The 13,419-nt window shown below is 74.4% G+C and carries 12 protein-coding genes and 1 pseudogene; 7 read left to right on the forward strand and 6 right to left on the reverse strand.

Annotated elements, in window-relative coordinates; all coding sequences use genetic code 11:
* Positions 1-22 precede the first annotated feature (22 nt).
* The 3 genes from DRB96_RS34710 (at position 23) to DRB96_RS34720 (ending at position 4,441) form a co-directional block, all read left to right on the forward strand.
* Complete coding sequence (locus DRB96_RS34710; RefSeq protein WP_112452003.1) at positions 23-1,018, forward strand: substrate-binding domain-containing protein; 996 nt, start codon at positions 23-25, stop codon at positions 1,016-1,018.
* Positions 1,019-1,096: 78 nt separating this feature from the next.
* Positions 1,097-2,686, forward strand: a complete 1,590-nt coding sequence (locus DRB96_RS34715; protein ID WP_204357889.1) for an Ig-like domain-containing protein — start codon at positions 1,097-1,099, stop codon at positions 2,684-2,686.
* Between the two features lie 144 nt (positions 2,687-2,830).
* Positions 2,831-4,441: a DUF916 domain-containing protein gene (locus tag DRB96_RS34720; protein ID WP_112452004.1), complete on the forward strand. Its 1,611-nt coding sequence runs from the start codon at positions 2,831-2,833 to the stop codon at positions 4,439-4,441.
* A 108-nt stretch (positions 4,442-4,549) separates the two neighbouring features.
* Here the strand turns inward: DRB96_RS34720 and DRB96_RS34730 are convergent.
* Positions 4,550-5,194: pseudogene (locus DRB96_RS34730) on the reverse strand (DUF2293 domain-containing protein); the annotation flags it as partial.
* Positions 5,195-5,334: 140 nt separating this feature from the next.
* On the opposite strand from DRB96_RS34730, the gene DRB96_RS34735 reads away from it, so the two are divergent.
* Entirely contained in the window at positions 5,335-5,724 is a 390-nt protein-coding gene (locus tag DRB96_RS34735; RefSeq protein ID WP_162688919.1) for a cupin domain-containing protein, read from the forward strand.
* Between the two features lie 20 nt (positions 5,725-5,744).
* Here the strand turns inward: DRB96_RS34735 and DRB96_RS34740 are convergent, their stop codons facing one another.
* On the reverse strand, positions 5,745-7,190 hold the full coding sequence (locus DRB96_RS34740; RefSeq protein ID WP_112452007.1) for a WGR domain-containing protein: 1,446 nt from the start codon (positions 7,188-7,190) through the stop codon (positions 5,745-5,747).
* Between the two features lie 90 nt (positions 7,191-7,280).
* Here DRB96_RS34740 and DRB96_RS34745 point away from each other — a divergent pair, with 90 nt between their 5' ends.
* Together DRB96_RS34745 and DRB96_RS34750 are read left to right on the forward strand one after the other, a co-directional pair.
* Positions 7,281-7,961 (forward strand): uridine kinase, encoded by a 681-nt coding sequence (locus DRB96_RS34745; RefSeq protein WP_112452008.1) that lies wholly within the window; start codon positions 7,281-7,283, stop codon positions 7,959-7,961.
* A gap of 188 nt (positions 7,962-8,149) precedes the next feature.
* Positions 8,150-8,791, forward strand: coding sequence for a hypothetical protein (locus tag DRB96_RS34750; RefSeq protein WP_112452009.1), 642 nt, complete (start codon positions 8,150-8,152; stop codon positions 8,789-8,791).
* A gap of 116 nt (positions 8,792-8,907) precedes the next feature.
* On the opposite strand, the gene DRB96_RS34755 is transcribed toward DRB96_RS34750, so the two are convergent.
* A complete protein-coding gene (locus DRB96_RS34755) occupies positions 8,908-9,819 on the reverse strand; it encodes a PfkB family carbohydrate kinase (protein ID WP_112452010.1) in 912 nt (303 codons plus the stop codon).
* Positions 9,816-10,760, reverse strand: a complete 945-nt coding sequence (locus tag DRB96_RS34760) for a pseudouridine-5'-phosphate glycosidase (protein WP_112452011.1) — start codon at positions 10,758-10,760, stop codon at positions 9,816-9,818. Before DRB96_RS34760 ends, DRB96_RS34755 begins: the two co-directional genes overlap by 4 nt.
* 228 nt (positions 10,761-10,988) lie before the next feature.
* Between DRB96_RS34760 and DRB96_RS34765 the strand changes: the two genes are divergently transcribed.
* Entirely contained in the window at positions 10,989-11,366 is a 378-nt protein-coding gene (locus DRB96_RS34765; RefSeq protein ID WP_112452012.1) for a cupin domain-containing protein, read from the forward strand.
* Positions 11,367-11,379: 13 nt separating this feature from the next.
* On the opposite strand, the gene DRB96_RS34770 is transcribed toward DRB96_RS34765, so the two are convergent.
* Both DRB96_RS34770 and DRB96_RS34775 read right to left on the reverse strand, forming a co-directional pair.
* Entirely contained in the window at positions 11,380-12,672 is a 1,293-nt protein-coding gene (locus DRB96_RS34770; RefSeq protein WP_112454097.1) for an MFS transporter, read from the reverse strand.
* Positions 12,673-12,820: 148 nt separating this feature from the next.
* Complete coding sequence (locus tag DRB96_RS34775) at positions 12,821-13,369, reverse strand: methylated-DNA--[protein]-cysteine S-methyltransferase (protein ID WP_239517796.1); 549 nt, start codon at positions 13,367-13,369, stop codon at positions 12,821-12,823.
* Positions 13,370-13,419 lie beyond the last annotated feature (50 nt).

Raw genomic sequence — 13,419 nt, forward strand, 5'->3', positions numbered from 1 at the left:
CCTAGCTGAGGGGTATTCCCGAGTGAACAAGAAGAAGATCGCCTTCGCCGTCGCCGCAGCCGCCCTCGCGGCCGGCACCGCCGGCGCCGGCCTCGCCGCCGCCGACCCGGCGGGCCCGCCGCCGTACCGCCAGCTCTCCGGCGTCGGCTCCGACACCACCCAGGACGTCATGAACGGCCTGGCCGCGGCCATCACGGTCAACGGCCAGAAGGTCATCGGCTCCTACGACGCCACCGGTTCCGCGAACGTCACCACCAAGGACCCGGCGGTCAACCCGAACTGCACCATCGCCCGGCCGAACGGCTCGGGCGCCGGCCGCTCCGCGCTGCTCACCTCGCTCCAGGCGAACAACGGCTGTCTGGACTTCGCGCGCTCCTCCGCGCTGAACCTCGCGGCCGCGGCCCCGGGCCTGACGTACGTCCCCTTCGCGGTCGACGGCGTCAGCTACGCCATCACCCCCGGTTCGGCGATCCCGCGCAAGCTCTCGCTGACCGACCTGAAGGCGATCTACCACTGCGACCCGAACTACGTGGGCGCGGGCCCCAACTACGACATGACCGTCTACCTGCCGCAGGCCGGCTCGGGCACCCGCAGCTTCTGGGAGTCCCAGATGGGGATCACCGACGCCGACGTCGTCGCGGGCGTCTACCCCTGCGTCAAGGACAAGAAGGGCACCACCCCGGTGCAGGAGCACGACGGCCGCGTCCTCGACGACAAGTCGATCGTGCCCTTCTCCATCGCCCAGTACCAGGCGCAGTCCTCGCAGACGATCGCCGACCTGCGCGGCCGCGCCATCCTCGGCACGGTCGACGGCCTCGCTCCCACCGTGCTCAACAGCGGCTTCGGCGTGAAGCGCGACGTCTACAACGTCATTCCGACCAGCAAGGTCGCCGTCGCGCCGTGGAGCACCGTCTTCGTCGGCTCCACCTCCGAGATCTGCAAGCAGACCTCGGTGATCAACACGTACGGCTTCGCCACCAACCCGAACTGCGGCGACACCACCAAGCAGACCCCGTGAACCCGTGAACGCCCTGAACACCCTGAACACCCTGAACGTCCTGATCCCCGCGCCTGATCCACTGATTCTGGAGACGCTGTGCTGAAGAACAGGCTGAACACCTCCCGGGCGGCACGGGCCCTGGCCCTCGGCGTCGCCGCCCTGACCACCGCCTTCGCGGCGGGTCTGGCCGGCGCGAGCGCCGCGTACGCCGCCCCGATCGGCACCATCGAGGTCAACCCGGCGACCGGCGCGGACACGTCCGGCATCGCCTTCACCACCTCGGGCGCCTGCCCGGCCGGCGCCACCAACGTGCTGGTCAAGGTGGAGGGCTCCGGCTTCCCGGCCGGCGGCCTGAACGTGGTCGGCAACTCGCCCGTCGGGACCTACCCGACCGCCCCGAACGGCGGCATGGTCATCCCGCTGACCTCCACGATGCGGGACTACGCCAGCCAGGCCGGCTTCACCACCCTGCAGGGCAAGTACGACTTCACGGTCATCTGCCGGACCGCCTTCAACGGCACCAGCCTCGGCGACTACACGGGCGCCGTCTGGTTCACCTCGAACACGGCCTACCAGAACACCGACCCGGCCGTGAAGACCGACACCACCACCTCGCTCGCGGTCACCCCGGCCGGCCCCGCCCAGGCGGGCACCCCGGTCACCCTCACCGCCACCGTCGCCCCGGCCGCCGCCGGCGGCACCGTCCAGTTCAAGGACGGCGCGGGCGACCTCGGCACGGCCGTCACGGTGAACAACGGCACGGCCGCGCTCACCACCTCCAACCTGGCCGCCGGCACGCACGGCCTGACCGCCGTCTTCACCCCGGCGAGCGCCTCGTACAACGGCTCGTCCTCCGCGGTGGTCTCCTACGCGGTCGCGGCCGTCCCGGCCACGGCCACCACCACCGCCCTGGCCGTCTCCCCGGCCGCCACCGCGCCGCAGTTCAGCCCGGTGACCCTGACCGGCACGGTCACCCCCGCGGGCGCCGCGGGAGCCGTGAAGTTCACCGACACCGTCGGCGGCAGCACCCTCACCCTGGGCACCGTCCCGGTCGCGGGCGGCAGCGCCACCCTCACCACCAGCAGCCTCCCGGTGGGCAGCCACTCCTTCACCGCGGTGTTCGTGCCGGCCGACGCGGGCGCCTTCACCGGCTCCGACTCGGGCGCGATCCCCTACGTGGTGGGCGCCTTCACCGGCGTCTCCGCCTCCGAGACCATCACCACGACCGTCAACTCGGGCGCGCTCGTCATCAGCGTCGCCAACCCGCAGGTCACGCTGCCCTCGCCGGTGCTCAACGCCGACGGCGACCTGCTGACCACCGCCGGGTCCATCAACCCGGTCACCCTCACCGACACCCGCGCCGGAAACCCGGGCTGGACCGTCAGCGGCCAGGTCACCGACTTCTCCGACGGTGCCACGCACGCCATCAACGGCCAGAACCTCGGCTGGTCCCCGAAGCTCGTCGACAAGGCGCCCGCGCAGACGGTGACGGCCGGTTCCGCCGTCGCCGCCGCGCACGGAGCCGCCACCGGCGACGCGGGCACGGCGGGCCTCAAGTCCGCCCGCACGCTGGCCAACGGCACCGGCCTCGGCACCGCGCACTTCGGCGCCGACCTCGCCCTGAACGTCCCGACCTCCACGGTGTCCGGCACGTACTCCGCGACCCTCACGCTCACCGCCATCTGATCCAGGCGTGAGCCCCGGGCCGGGGCGGACCGCGCTGCCCGCGCGGCCCGCTCCGACCCGCCCCTGACGCCTGGAGCCGTGCCGCTCCGCCCACCACAACTCGCCGCACCCGCCGCCCCCTTCTCCGGATCGGACGCCCGAGCCATGACCTGCACCGACCCCGCCGCCCGGCGCGGCCGCCGCCCCGCCGGGGCGCGGCACACGGCCGCCCTGCTCCTCGCCGTCCTGCTCGCGCTGTCCGTCGTACCGACCGCGCGGGCCGCGACGACGGCCCCGGCCGCCGGCGCCGAGGACCGCAAGTCCACCTTCGGCGTGCAGCCGGCCGGCCCGAAGGGGCCCGACGCGCGCCCGCACTTCTCCTACGGGGTGACCGGCGGTGCCGGGATGCGCGACCAGATCGCCGTCTGGAACTACGGCGAGGAATCGCTCACCCTCGCCGTCTACGCGAGCGACGCGGTCAACACCGTCGACGGCGGCTTCGACCTCCTCCCGGCCGGCCAGGCCCCCAAGGACGCGGGCAGCTGGATCAAGCTGGAGAAGGACCAGGTCACCGTCCCGCCCAAGGGCAACGTCCTCGTGCCCTTCACCGTCAGCGTGCCCCGCGACGTCACCCCCGGCGACCACACCGGAGGCATCGTCGCCTCACTGCCCGGCGGCGGCCAGGACGCCCAGGGCAACAAGGTCAAGCTCGACCAGCGGGTCGGCGCCCGCGTCTACATCCGCGCCGCCGGGACCCTGACCCCCCGCCTGGAGGTCCAGCAGGTCAGCGCCGCCTACGAGGGCACCGCCAACCCCTTCGCCGCCGGCTCGGCCACCGTGACGTACACCCTGCGCAACACCGGCAACGTCCGGCTCGGCGCCCGGCAGGCCGTCCGCGTCAACGGCCTGTTCGGCACCTCCGTCACCGCCGGCGGCCTGGGGGACCTCGGCGACCTGCTGCCCGGCAGCTCGCTGACCATCACCGCCAAGGCCGACGGCGTGGCCCCCGTGGTGCGCTCCTCCGCCGTCGTCTCCGTCCAGCCGGTCGCGGCCCGCGACGGCGTGGACCCCAAGCTTCCGTCCCTGACCCGCTCGGTGTCGCTGTGGACGGTCCCGTGGACGCTGCTCGCGGTGGTCCTCGTGATCACCGGGGGCGGGCTGTGGGTCCGGCGCCGCAGGCGCCTGGCCCGGGCCGCGGCCACCGCGTCGGCCCGCCGGCGCAACACCTCTGAACCGAACAACCGCCAGCACGCACCCAAGGAGCCCATCGTGCAGTTCACACGTCCCGGCCGGCGATCCGCGGCCGTCGCCGCGAGCGCGGTCGCCGCCGCCCTCGCGGGCCTGGCCCTGACCTCGCCCACGGCGGCCCAGGCCGCCCCGGCCGGCTCGGCGACGGTCAACCCGGCCACCGGCGCGGACACCAGCAGCATCGACCTGACCACGTCGGCCGCCTGCCCGGCGCCCGCCACGAACATCCTGGTCAAGGTGGCCGGCAAGGGCTTCCCGGCCGAGGGCAAGAACGTGGTGGGCAACTCGCCGATATCCACCTACGGGCAGGCGCCGTCCGGCGGCATCAACGTCCCGCTGACGATGACCATGCGCGACTACGCGAACGAGGCCGGCTTCAGCGTCCTGGAGGGCCGCTACGACCTGACGGTGGTGTGCCGCAAGGCGTTCGGATCCGACACGTACGGGGACTTCACGGGCTCCGTGTGGTTCACCTCCAACACCGCCTACCAGACGACGGATCCGGCGGTCCCGACCCCGACGCGCTGACCGGGGTGTGCACCGGCAGTTGCACCAGGTTCCCCGACAGCACCCCCGGCGAGCGCTCGGCCCGTCCGCCCGCTTCCGCGTCGGCGTGAGCGAGGCCGCCCACTCCCGCGACCGCCAGCCGTCCAGGACGGCGTCGATGTGCGGCCGCAGCCGGGCCCGGGCGGCGAAGCGGGGGACGCCCGACATCAGCAGGGCGTCGTACTCCGTGTCGAGGTGGCGCACCGCCGCCCGTACCGCCGCCGACACGGCCTCCTCGTCCAGGGCCCGGCCGGCCGCGCTGCGCCCCACCCGGCCGCTGCCGCGCACCGAGGCGTGCGCGGCGATGGCCCGCGCCCGGTCGGCGGGGCACCCGGGGAACAGGCGCAGGATCTCGGCGGAGAAGGCCGCCGTGAACCGGGTGTCCTCGGCCGCGCGACGCAGCCGGTCGCGCTCCCTGCGGCGGGCCCGTGCCTCGGCGTCCGCGAGGCAGGCGCGCTCCGCGCGGGCGAGGGCCGCGTCCTCGACGAACAGCCCCTGGCGCTCGTAGCGGCGGCGCCGCCGGTGGAAGCGGACGACGACGGCCGAGAGCGAACTCGCCTCGTGGGCGCGGCGCGTGAGGGCCGTGTCGCCGCGCGGCAGGTAGACGAGGTGTCCGAGGTCGGCGCAGTCCAGGCAGCGGGGCACTCCGGCCTCCCGGACGAGGTGCCGTAGCGGTCCCTGCCTGCACTCCGCGCAGTGGATCTGCTTCATCGACTCGAAAACGACCAGGCTCATGTCGATGTGATACCGCTGTCCGGGTCGTATATCACCTTGTAAGTATGGGTAGTTGCGCTTTCACAGAGTCTTCCCCGACCTCATGGTGTCCTCCTAGCGTGAGCCGAGTGGGCCGAGGCGGGCTCATGGAGGAGGAAGACATGGCTGGACGACAGGCGACGGCGCGACGCCCCCAGGCGGCGGTTCGACGCCCCAAGGCGGAGGCCGCCTCCGATCTCGTGGCGAGAGAGATCACGATAGAGCCGGGCGGCTGCACCGGCTGGCACTACCACCGCGTCCCCCTGATCGCGGTGGTCAAGGCCGGGACCCTGACCCGGATCCTGTGGGACGGCACGGTCGAGGTGCACCACGTCGGAGCCGCCTTCGTGGAGCCGGCGGGCATCCGGCACGTCCACCTCGGCCGCAACCTGGGCAGGGGGCCCGTCGTGCTCCACGTGACCGCCGCCCTCGCCGAGGGCGAGCCCTTCGCGCTGCCCGCCGAGGCGCCGCCCGGGGCGACGCCCTGCGCGTGCCCGGCCCGCGCGCGGTGAACGCGGGTCGCAGAACCGGGTCAGACCAGTCGGCGTATCTCGCCGCGCACGCGGTAGAAGCCCCCGGACGCCGCGTGCAGCCCGTCCACCACGTACCGGGCGCCGGCCTCCCGGATCCCGCGCGGGAACTGCACGTTCCAGGAGGACTCGAAGCCGCCCGACACCACCTGGACGCGCGTCCGGCCGCCCTGCTGGACGCACTCCACGACCACACCTCCCGCGGGCACCGAGGCCACCGACACCGTCGCCACCGCGGCGGGCGTGGCCGGCGGACTGAAGACGGGCAGGGCGGCCGCCGACTTCACGTCCACCGCGGTCGGCACCGACCCCTCGCGGGCCGCGGTGATCGCCGCCTCGCTCGCGTCCACGCACACCAGGGATCCGTCGGTGGTCACCAGGTACAGCCGCTCGTCCAGGTACTGCATGGACAGGGCGGCCCCGCTGCCGGTGCCCAGCTTCCACAGCCGCCGCCCGTCGGCGTCGAAGCAGTACACCGACGACGCGAGGTCGCCGGCGAAGACGTGCCGGCCGTCCGGGGAGGTCGCGCACGAGTACACCGCCGCGTCGCACCGGTACGAGGCCTCCACCGCGCCCGTCGCCTTCGACAGCCGCTGCACGGCGTTGCGGCCGGTGCCCGCGTACACGGCGTCGTCCTCCTGCCAGCCGAACAGCACGGAGCCGTTGGTCGGCGTGTGCCACAGCTGCCGCCCGCCGTCGGGGGCGTAGGCCGTCACGCCCTTGCTGTGCCCGTGGTAGACGGCCTGCTCGTCAGCCCGCACCATCCAGGCGTTGGAGCCGTCCGAGCGCCGCGACCACTGGAACTCGTCCTCGTGGTCGATCACCGTCAGCCCGCCGTCGCGGTCGGACACGTTCAGCACGCCCTCGTGGATGTCGAGCCAGAAGATGTCCACATCGGCCGCGATGTCGTAGGCGCCGAACGGCACCTTCGACGAGAGGTCGTAGACCGTGCCGTCGTCACAGCCCGCGTAGATCCAGAACTCGTCCGCCACCAGGCACTTCACCCCGTCCGGCAGTGAGTAGCGGGCCAGCACCTCACCGCCGTGGCTCAGCGTGTAGACGTCGCCGGCCTGGTTGCCGACCCAGCAGCGGTCCTCGTCCACGTGGATCCCGAAGGCCGAGGAACCCGTGCGGAACCGCCACAGCACCGGGGCCGCCGCGCGCGCCGTCGAGGGCGTCGCCGTCACCTGGCGGCGCGTGACCGACCGGGCCGCACGGACGCCCCGCACCGCGGGGGCGTACCCCTTGCGGACCTTCTCCCCGACCTTCTTGGCGGCCGCCGCACGCGCCTTCTCCACGGTCGGGAAGGAGGAGTTCTGCAGCTGCCCGTCCGCACCGATGCGCCCGTACCGCACCGAGACGGCGGTGCCGTCGACGGTCACCTCGTAGAACTTGTGGGCACCGCCGTCGTCCTGCGACAGCTCCAGATACGTCGTCTCCCGAGCCATGACAGACCCCTCCCCAAGGTTGGGCCGCCGGCCCTGTGCGCCGGTGATCCCTCGTCAAAAACGTTAGGCGGCGCCACTGACAATGGGTTCGTGCAGCTGGAATCGATCACATGGCAGCGGATGGCCGAGCGGCTCGCCGACCACCTCGACGACGACGCCGCGGGCGGCGACGGCGACAACGGCGGAGGCGGCGGCGAGGCCGGCTGGCAGCGGGTGGGCATCGACGGCGCGCCCGCCGCCCGTACCGCCGTGCTCGCCGGGGAGCTCGCCGACGCGCTGCGCCCGCGCGGCCGTCCGGTCCTGGTGGTGGCGGCCGAGGGCTTCCTGCGCCCCGCCTCCCTGCGCTTCGAGTTCGGGCGCGAGGACGTCGACTCCTACCTCGGGGGCTGGTACGACACGGCCGCGCTCTGGCGCGAGGTCTTCGGCCCGACCGACCCCGGCGGCAGCGGCCGGGTGCTGCCGGACCTCTGGAACCCGGCGACCGACCGGGCGACCCGCAGCCCCTACGCCGAACTGCCGCCCGGCGGCGTGCTGATCGTGCACGGCCCGCTGCTCCTGGGCCACTGGTTCCCCTTCGACCTCAGCGTCCACATCAGCCTCTCCCCGGGGGCCCTCGCCCGGCGGACCGAGGAGTCCGCCCGCTGGACCCTGCCCGCCTTCGCGCGCTACGAGGCCGAGACCGGCCCGGCGGCTCTGGCCGACGTCCTGGTCCGGGCCGACGACCCGCGCCACCCGGCCTGGACGGGCCCGCGCGAGGGCCACGGCGGCTGACGCGGGGCACCCCGGCCGAGGGCCCCGGGCGCCCGCGCCCCGTCACGGAGGTCCGCGAACGGCAACAGCCGGATCCCGGCGAGGTGACGAACGGTTCCGGCCGTCGCCCTGGCCGATACAGCCCGCTACGTTGACGGCACGCTTCGACGGCGGCCACCCCGGTGGCGCCTTGGCAGAGGGAGACGGCAATGCGCGGACACGTCGTACGAGTTCGGGACGGGAGACGCACGCGCGGTCGGGCGGCGGTCGCCGTGCTCGCCCTGTGCGGGACCCTGGCCCTCACCGGCTGCAGCGGTGACGACGAGGACACCGGGGCGGGAGCCGCCGGTCCGAGCCCCATCGCCACCACGACGGCCACGGCCGCGGTCACGCCCTCCGCCACTCCCTCGGCCTCGACGGCACCCTCCAAGTCCGCGCCGAAGCCGGCTCTGAGCGCCACCGCGACGGGCAAGGCCAAGACCCCGGCGCCCGGTTCCGACTGCGACCACAAGATGCCGATCTCGCCCGACGAGGTGGCCGTCTACCGCTACACCCCCGAAGGCGGGGTGCACAGCCTGATCGTCAAGCACGGCAACTGGGGCTGCGCCGCCCCCGGCATGGACGCCGCCCCCTTCGACACGGTGGGCAAGGAGACCTTCCTCAACATCGCCGAGGACGCCAAGATCACGGCCGTCACCCCGGTCATCGCGAGCCCGGTGAGCCAGCCGATCACGCTCCAGCAGCTCATCGACTGGCTGATCGCCCACCCCGACCAGGGCCGCGTCTTCCGCTACCACCTGAACGGCGCGGGCGTGATCGACTGGATGGACCAGGAGTACACGTCGTCGTAACACCCAACGGCGCGGCCGTACGGTCTCCCTCGACAGGATCTCGACAGGACTCGACAGGATCTCGACAGGACTCGTCAGGACTCGTCAGGACCTCGTCGGGACCTCGCCGGGTCCCCCTACGGCCGCCCGCCCAGCCGGGTCACCGCCAGCGCCGCCGCCCGGCACCCGGCCCCGGCGGCCCACGCCGAGCCCGCCCCCGCCAGCCTGGCCGCGAGGAACCCGCCGGTGAAGGCGTCCCCGGCGCCCGTGGAGTCCACCGCCCGCGCCGATTCGGCCGCCACCTCCGCCGTCACCCGGCCGTCCTCGGCGATCAGCGCGCCGGCCGCGCCCCGGGTCACCACCACCAGCGGCACCCGCCGGCTCAGCTCCGCCGCGGCCCGGGCCACCCCCTCCGGACCGGCCTCCTTCGCCAGTCCCGCCAGCAACAGGGCCTCGTCCTCGTTCGGCAGCAGTACGCCGGCCCCCGCGACGGCGGCCAGGAAGCGCTCCGGACCCAGCGCGGCCAGGAACCCCGCCGAGGCGGGATCCACGCTCACCGGCACCCCCCGCGCACCGGCGGCCCGCAGCGCCAGCAGGGCCAGTTCCCGGCTGGTGTCGGCGAAGAACAGGTAGCCGGACAGGTGCAGGTGCGCGGCCCCGTCCAGCAGCTCGGGCTCCCAGTCGGCGGGGGACAGGCGCAGCGCGGCCCCGCTGTCGGTCAGGAACGTGCGCTCCGCGTCCCCGTCCACCAGCGCGACCACCGTCCCGGTCGGCTCGGCGGGATCGACCACCAGCCGCGGGCGCACCCCCGCGTCGAGCAGCGCCTGCTCGTGCCACCGGGCCGATTCGGCGCCGACCCGCGCGAGGAGGCGCACCTCCGCGGTGCCGGCACGGGCCGCCCAGCAGGCCGCGTTGGCCCCGGCGCCGCCCGGCAGGGTCCGGATCCGGGCCGGGGTGTCGGTGGCCGGGGCCAGCGGCCGCGCGTGGATCGCCACCACGTCCGTCACCACGTCCCCGACCACCAGCAGGGCCCCGGGCGCGGCGGTCACGGGCGGGCCGCCCAGGCCCGCGCGATCCGGGCCCCGAGGCGCACGTTGCCCCGTACCGCCGCGAGGTTGGCCTCCAGCGAGGCGCCGCCCGTCGCACGCACCAGGAACCCCAGCAGGAACGGCGTCACCGCCTGTCCCGTGATCCCCCGTTCCCGGCACTCCGACAGCGCCTCGGCCAGGACCCGGTCGTGCAGTCGCGGATCCAACTGCTCCGCCTCCGGAACCGGATTGGCCACCAGCAGGGCCGACTTAGGCCCCCCGAGGGAGTCCTGGGCCGCCATCACCGCCGCCACCTGCTCCGGGCGGTCCACGGTCCACTCCACCGGCTCGCCGGAATCGGCCAGGTAGAACCCGGGGAAACGATCCGTCCCGAAGCCGAGCACCCCGATCCCCAGGGTCTCCAGCCGCTGGAGGGTCGCCGGCACGTCCAGGATCGACTTCACCCCCGCGCACACCACCGTGATCCGCGTCCGCGCCAGCAGCGACAGGTCCGCCGACTCGTCCTGCGACCGGGTCCACTCCCGGTGTACGCCGCCCAGCCCGCCCGTGGCGAAGACCCGCAGGCCCGCCCGCGCGGCCAGGAAGGCCGTGGCGGAGACCGTGGTGGCGCCCGTCGCCCCGGTCGCCAGGGCGGGCGCCAGATCCCGGTGGCCGAGCTTGCGCACCCCCTCGCCGCCCGCGATCCGTTCGAGGCGGGCCTTGTCGAGCCCGGCGTACGCCACCCCGTCGACGACCGCGATCGTCGCCGGGACGGCCCCTTCGGAGCGGACCAGCTCCTCCAGTTCCGCGCCCACCGCCAGATTGCGCGGCCGGGGCAGGCCGTGGGCGAGGATCGTGGACTCCAGCGCCACGACGGGCCGTCGGCGGGCGAGCGCCTCGCGCACCTCGTCCGACAGGACCGGGACCGGGGCGGTGACCTCAGATGCTGTGTGCTGTGACATGTCCCCATCCCTGGCACGGGATCAGGGGCCCCAAACGCGGTGCCGCCGCCCGGCGCGAACCTGTCCGGGTAGTGCTCCTCCCTGACCAGGTGGGACCCGCGCGGTTTCCACGACGAGCCCGCCGTCCTCGTCGCCCGGCGCCGGTCGACAGGGTGACGTGTGGGGCGGGCGCGCGCTGGACGCTCTGCTCCCCCCGGCGCGCGGGACCCCGAACTAGGCTGGCGGGCCATGAGCACCAGTGATCACAGCGACGCCCCCGCCTCCTTCGCCGTCTCCGTGGCGGACCTCCCCGACTCCGAGCTGGAAGTGGAGGACCTCGACCCCGCGCAGATCCTCTCCGGCACGCCCGTCGTGACGGGCAAGGTGCTGTGGGAGGCGCCGGACGGCTCGCAGGTGCGCGGGATCTGGCAGATCACCCCGGGCGTGGTCACCGACACCGAGGCGGACGAGCTGTTCGTGGTGGTCAGCGGCCGCGCCACCATCGAGGTGGAGGGCGGCGCGACCCTCGAGGTCGGGCCCGGCTCCGCCTGCGTCCTGCGGGAGGGCGACAAGACCGTCTGGACCGTCCACGAGACGCTCCGCAAGGCCTACCACATCAGCTACTGACCGACCGGGCCCGTCAGGCCCCGTCCGCGGCCTTCACCGGGTGGCGGCGGGCGGTGAAGAGCGCGAGCGCCGCCATCGGCAGCAGCAGGGCGGCGCCGACCGCGTTGAGCCAGCCGTAGCCCGCCTGGGACATGATCAGGCCGGAGGCGGCGCCGCCCACACCGGCGGCCGTGTTCATCGTGAGGTCGCCCAGGCCCTGTACGGCGGCACGCGCGGGCTGGGGCACGGAGTCGGTCAGCAGCGCGGAGCCGGACACCATGCCGGCGGACCAGCCGAGGCCGAGCAGGAAGAGGCCGGCGGCGCTCTGCGCGTGGTTCCCGCCGGCCGTGCCCGCGAGGAGCGCGGCGACCGACAGCAGTCCGGCGGCCAGGCCGATCACGGACAGCCGGCCGATCCGGTCCGCGAGCCAGCCCATCACCGGCGAGAAGCCGAACATGCCGGCGATGTGCCCGCTGATGACCAGCCCGACGAGCTGGAGCCCGGCTCCGTGGTGCCCCAGGTCGACCGGGGTCATCACCATGATCGAGACCATGGTGGTGTGCGACACCGCGATGGTGACCAGCGCGAGCCGGGCCCTGGGGGAGGCCTTGACGGCCGCGAACCCGGCGCGCAGCGATCGCCCGGCGGGGGTCTGCTCCTCGGGCGCGGACAGCGCCCGGGCCGTCAGCAGCGGGTCCGGGCGCAGGAGTACGCCGATCAGCGCGGCGGTGAGCAGGAAGACGGCGCCGGCCCACACGAAGGGGCCCGCCGTCTGGGGTATGGAGGTGCCGGCGAAGCTCCGGCTGGCGGGGGCGGAGAGGTTGGGGCCGAGCACCGCGCCGATGGTGGAGGCCCAGACGACCATGGAGATGGCCCGTGCCCGGCGGTCGGGCTCGGCGAGGTCCGCGGCCGCGAAGCGGGCCTGGAGGTTGGCGGAGGACGCCGCTCCGAAGGCGGCCATGCCGAGCATCAGGAGCGGGAAGCTCTTGACCGCCGCGGCGAGGACCACGAGCGCCGCGCCGGCGGCGCCGATCACGTAGGCGAGGACCAGTCCGGGGCGGCGGCCGCGCGCGGTCATCAGCGCGGCGAGCGGGAGCGAGACGACGGCGGTGCCGATCACCGCGGCGGTGGAGGCGAAGCCGGACAGCGACTCCGTGCCGCTGACCTCGGTGGCCAGCACCGGGGCCAGCGCGATGCTGATGGGGACGCCGATGCCGCCGAGGATCTGGCCGGCGATCAGCACTCCGGAGGTGCGGCGCCGCAACCGGGGCAGGTCGGCGGGGGTGACCGGCACGGCCGGCCGGTCGGTGCGGGGCGCGGTGCTCACGCGGTACACCCCTGACACGGGTGCGGAGGGGCTGCGGGCGCGGCGGGGGGAGTGGTCACCGCGGCAGTTTCGCACCCCCGGCCGGGCGGACGGAACCGGATTGCCGGGAGCGCGCGGGGGCCCGCGCGGAGCACGGCGCGGGCCCCGCTCAGAACAGCGGCCGCGGAAGTACGCCCTCCAGGGCGAGGAGCAGGCGCTTGGTCTCGACGCCGCCGCCGAATCCGCCGATGCCCCCGTCGTTCTCCACGACCCGGTGGCAGGCCACCACCAGCGGAAGCGGGTTCGAGCCCATCGCGTTGCCGACGGCCTGGGCCGCACCGGGCTGCCCGGCCCGGGCGGCCAGCTCCCCGTACCCCACGACCGCCCCGTAGGGCACGGAGCGGTCGAGCTCCAGCAGGACCTGGCGGTTGAAGCCGGAACTGAGCCGCCAGTCCAGCGGCAGCTCGAAGCGGCGCAGGGTGCCGGCGAAGTACGCGGTCAGCTGGCGCACCGGCTCGGCCAGCAGGACCTCTCCGCCCGGCGGCGGGCGCCAGGCGTCGGCTCCGAGCCGGGAGACCAGTGCGCCGATCATCTTCTCGGCCCGGTCCGGCCCGGCGTGGAACTCGACCTTGACCAGGCCTTCCGGGGTCGCGGCCAGGAGCAGGGGGCCGATGTCGCTTTCGACCACGGTCCATTCGAGGTGCGGCCCGCGGGGCACGCGTGGGTCCACCCTGTCGCTCACAACTATCTGACGCTGCCGACGATCTA

It is taken from the genome of Streptomyces sp. ICC1 (assembly GCF_003287935.1).
Lineage (GTDB): Bacteria > Actinomycetota > Actinomycetes > Streptomycetales > Streptomycetaceae > Streptomyces > Streptomyces tritrimontium.

Coding starts and splice junctions, on each gene's coding strand:
- DRB96_RS34720 (WP_112452004.1), top strand. CDS start 2,831: ATGACCTGCACCGACCCCGCCGCCCGGCGCGGCCGCCGCCCCGCCGGG.
- DRB96_RS34735 (WP_162688919.1), top strand. CDS start 5,335: ATGGCTGGACGACAGGCGACGGCGCGACGCCCCCAGGCGGCGGTTCGA.
- DRB96_RS34740 (WP_112452007.1), bottom strand. CDS start 7,190: ATGGCTCGGGAGACGACGTATCTGGAGCTGTCGCAGGACGACGGCGGT.
- DRB96_RS34750 (WP_112452009.1), top strand. CDS start 8,150: ATGCGCGGACACGTCGTACGAGTTCGGGACGGGAGACGCACGCGCGGT.
- DRB96_RS34760 (WP_112452011.1), bottom strand. CDS start 10,760: ATGTCACAGCACACAGCATCTGAGGTCACCGCCCCGGTCCCGGTCCTG.
- DRB96_RS34765 (WP_112452012.1), top strand. CDS start 10,989: ATGAGCACCAGTGATCACAGCGACGCCCCCGCCTCCTTCGCCGTCTCC.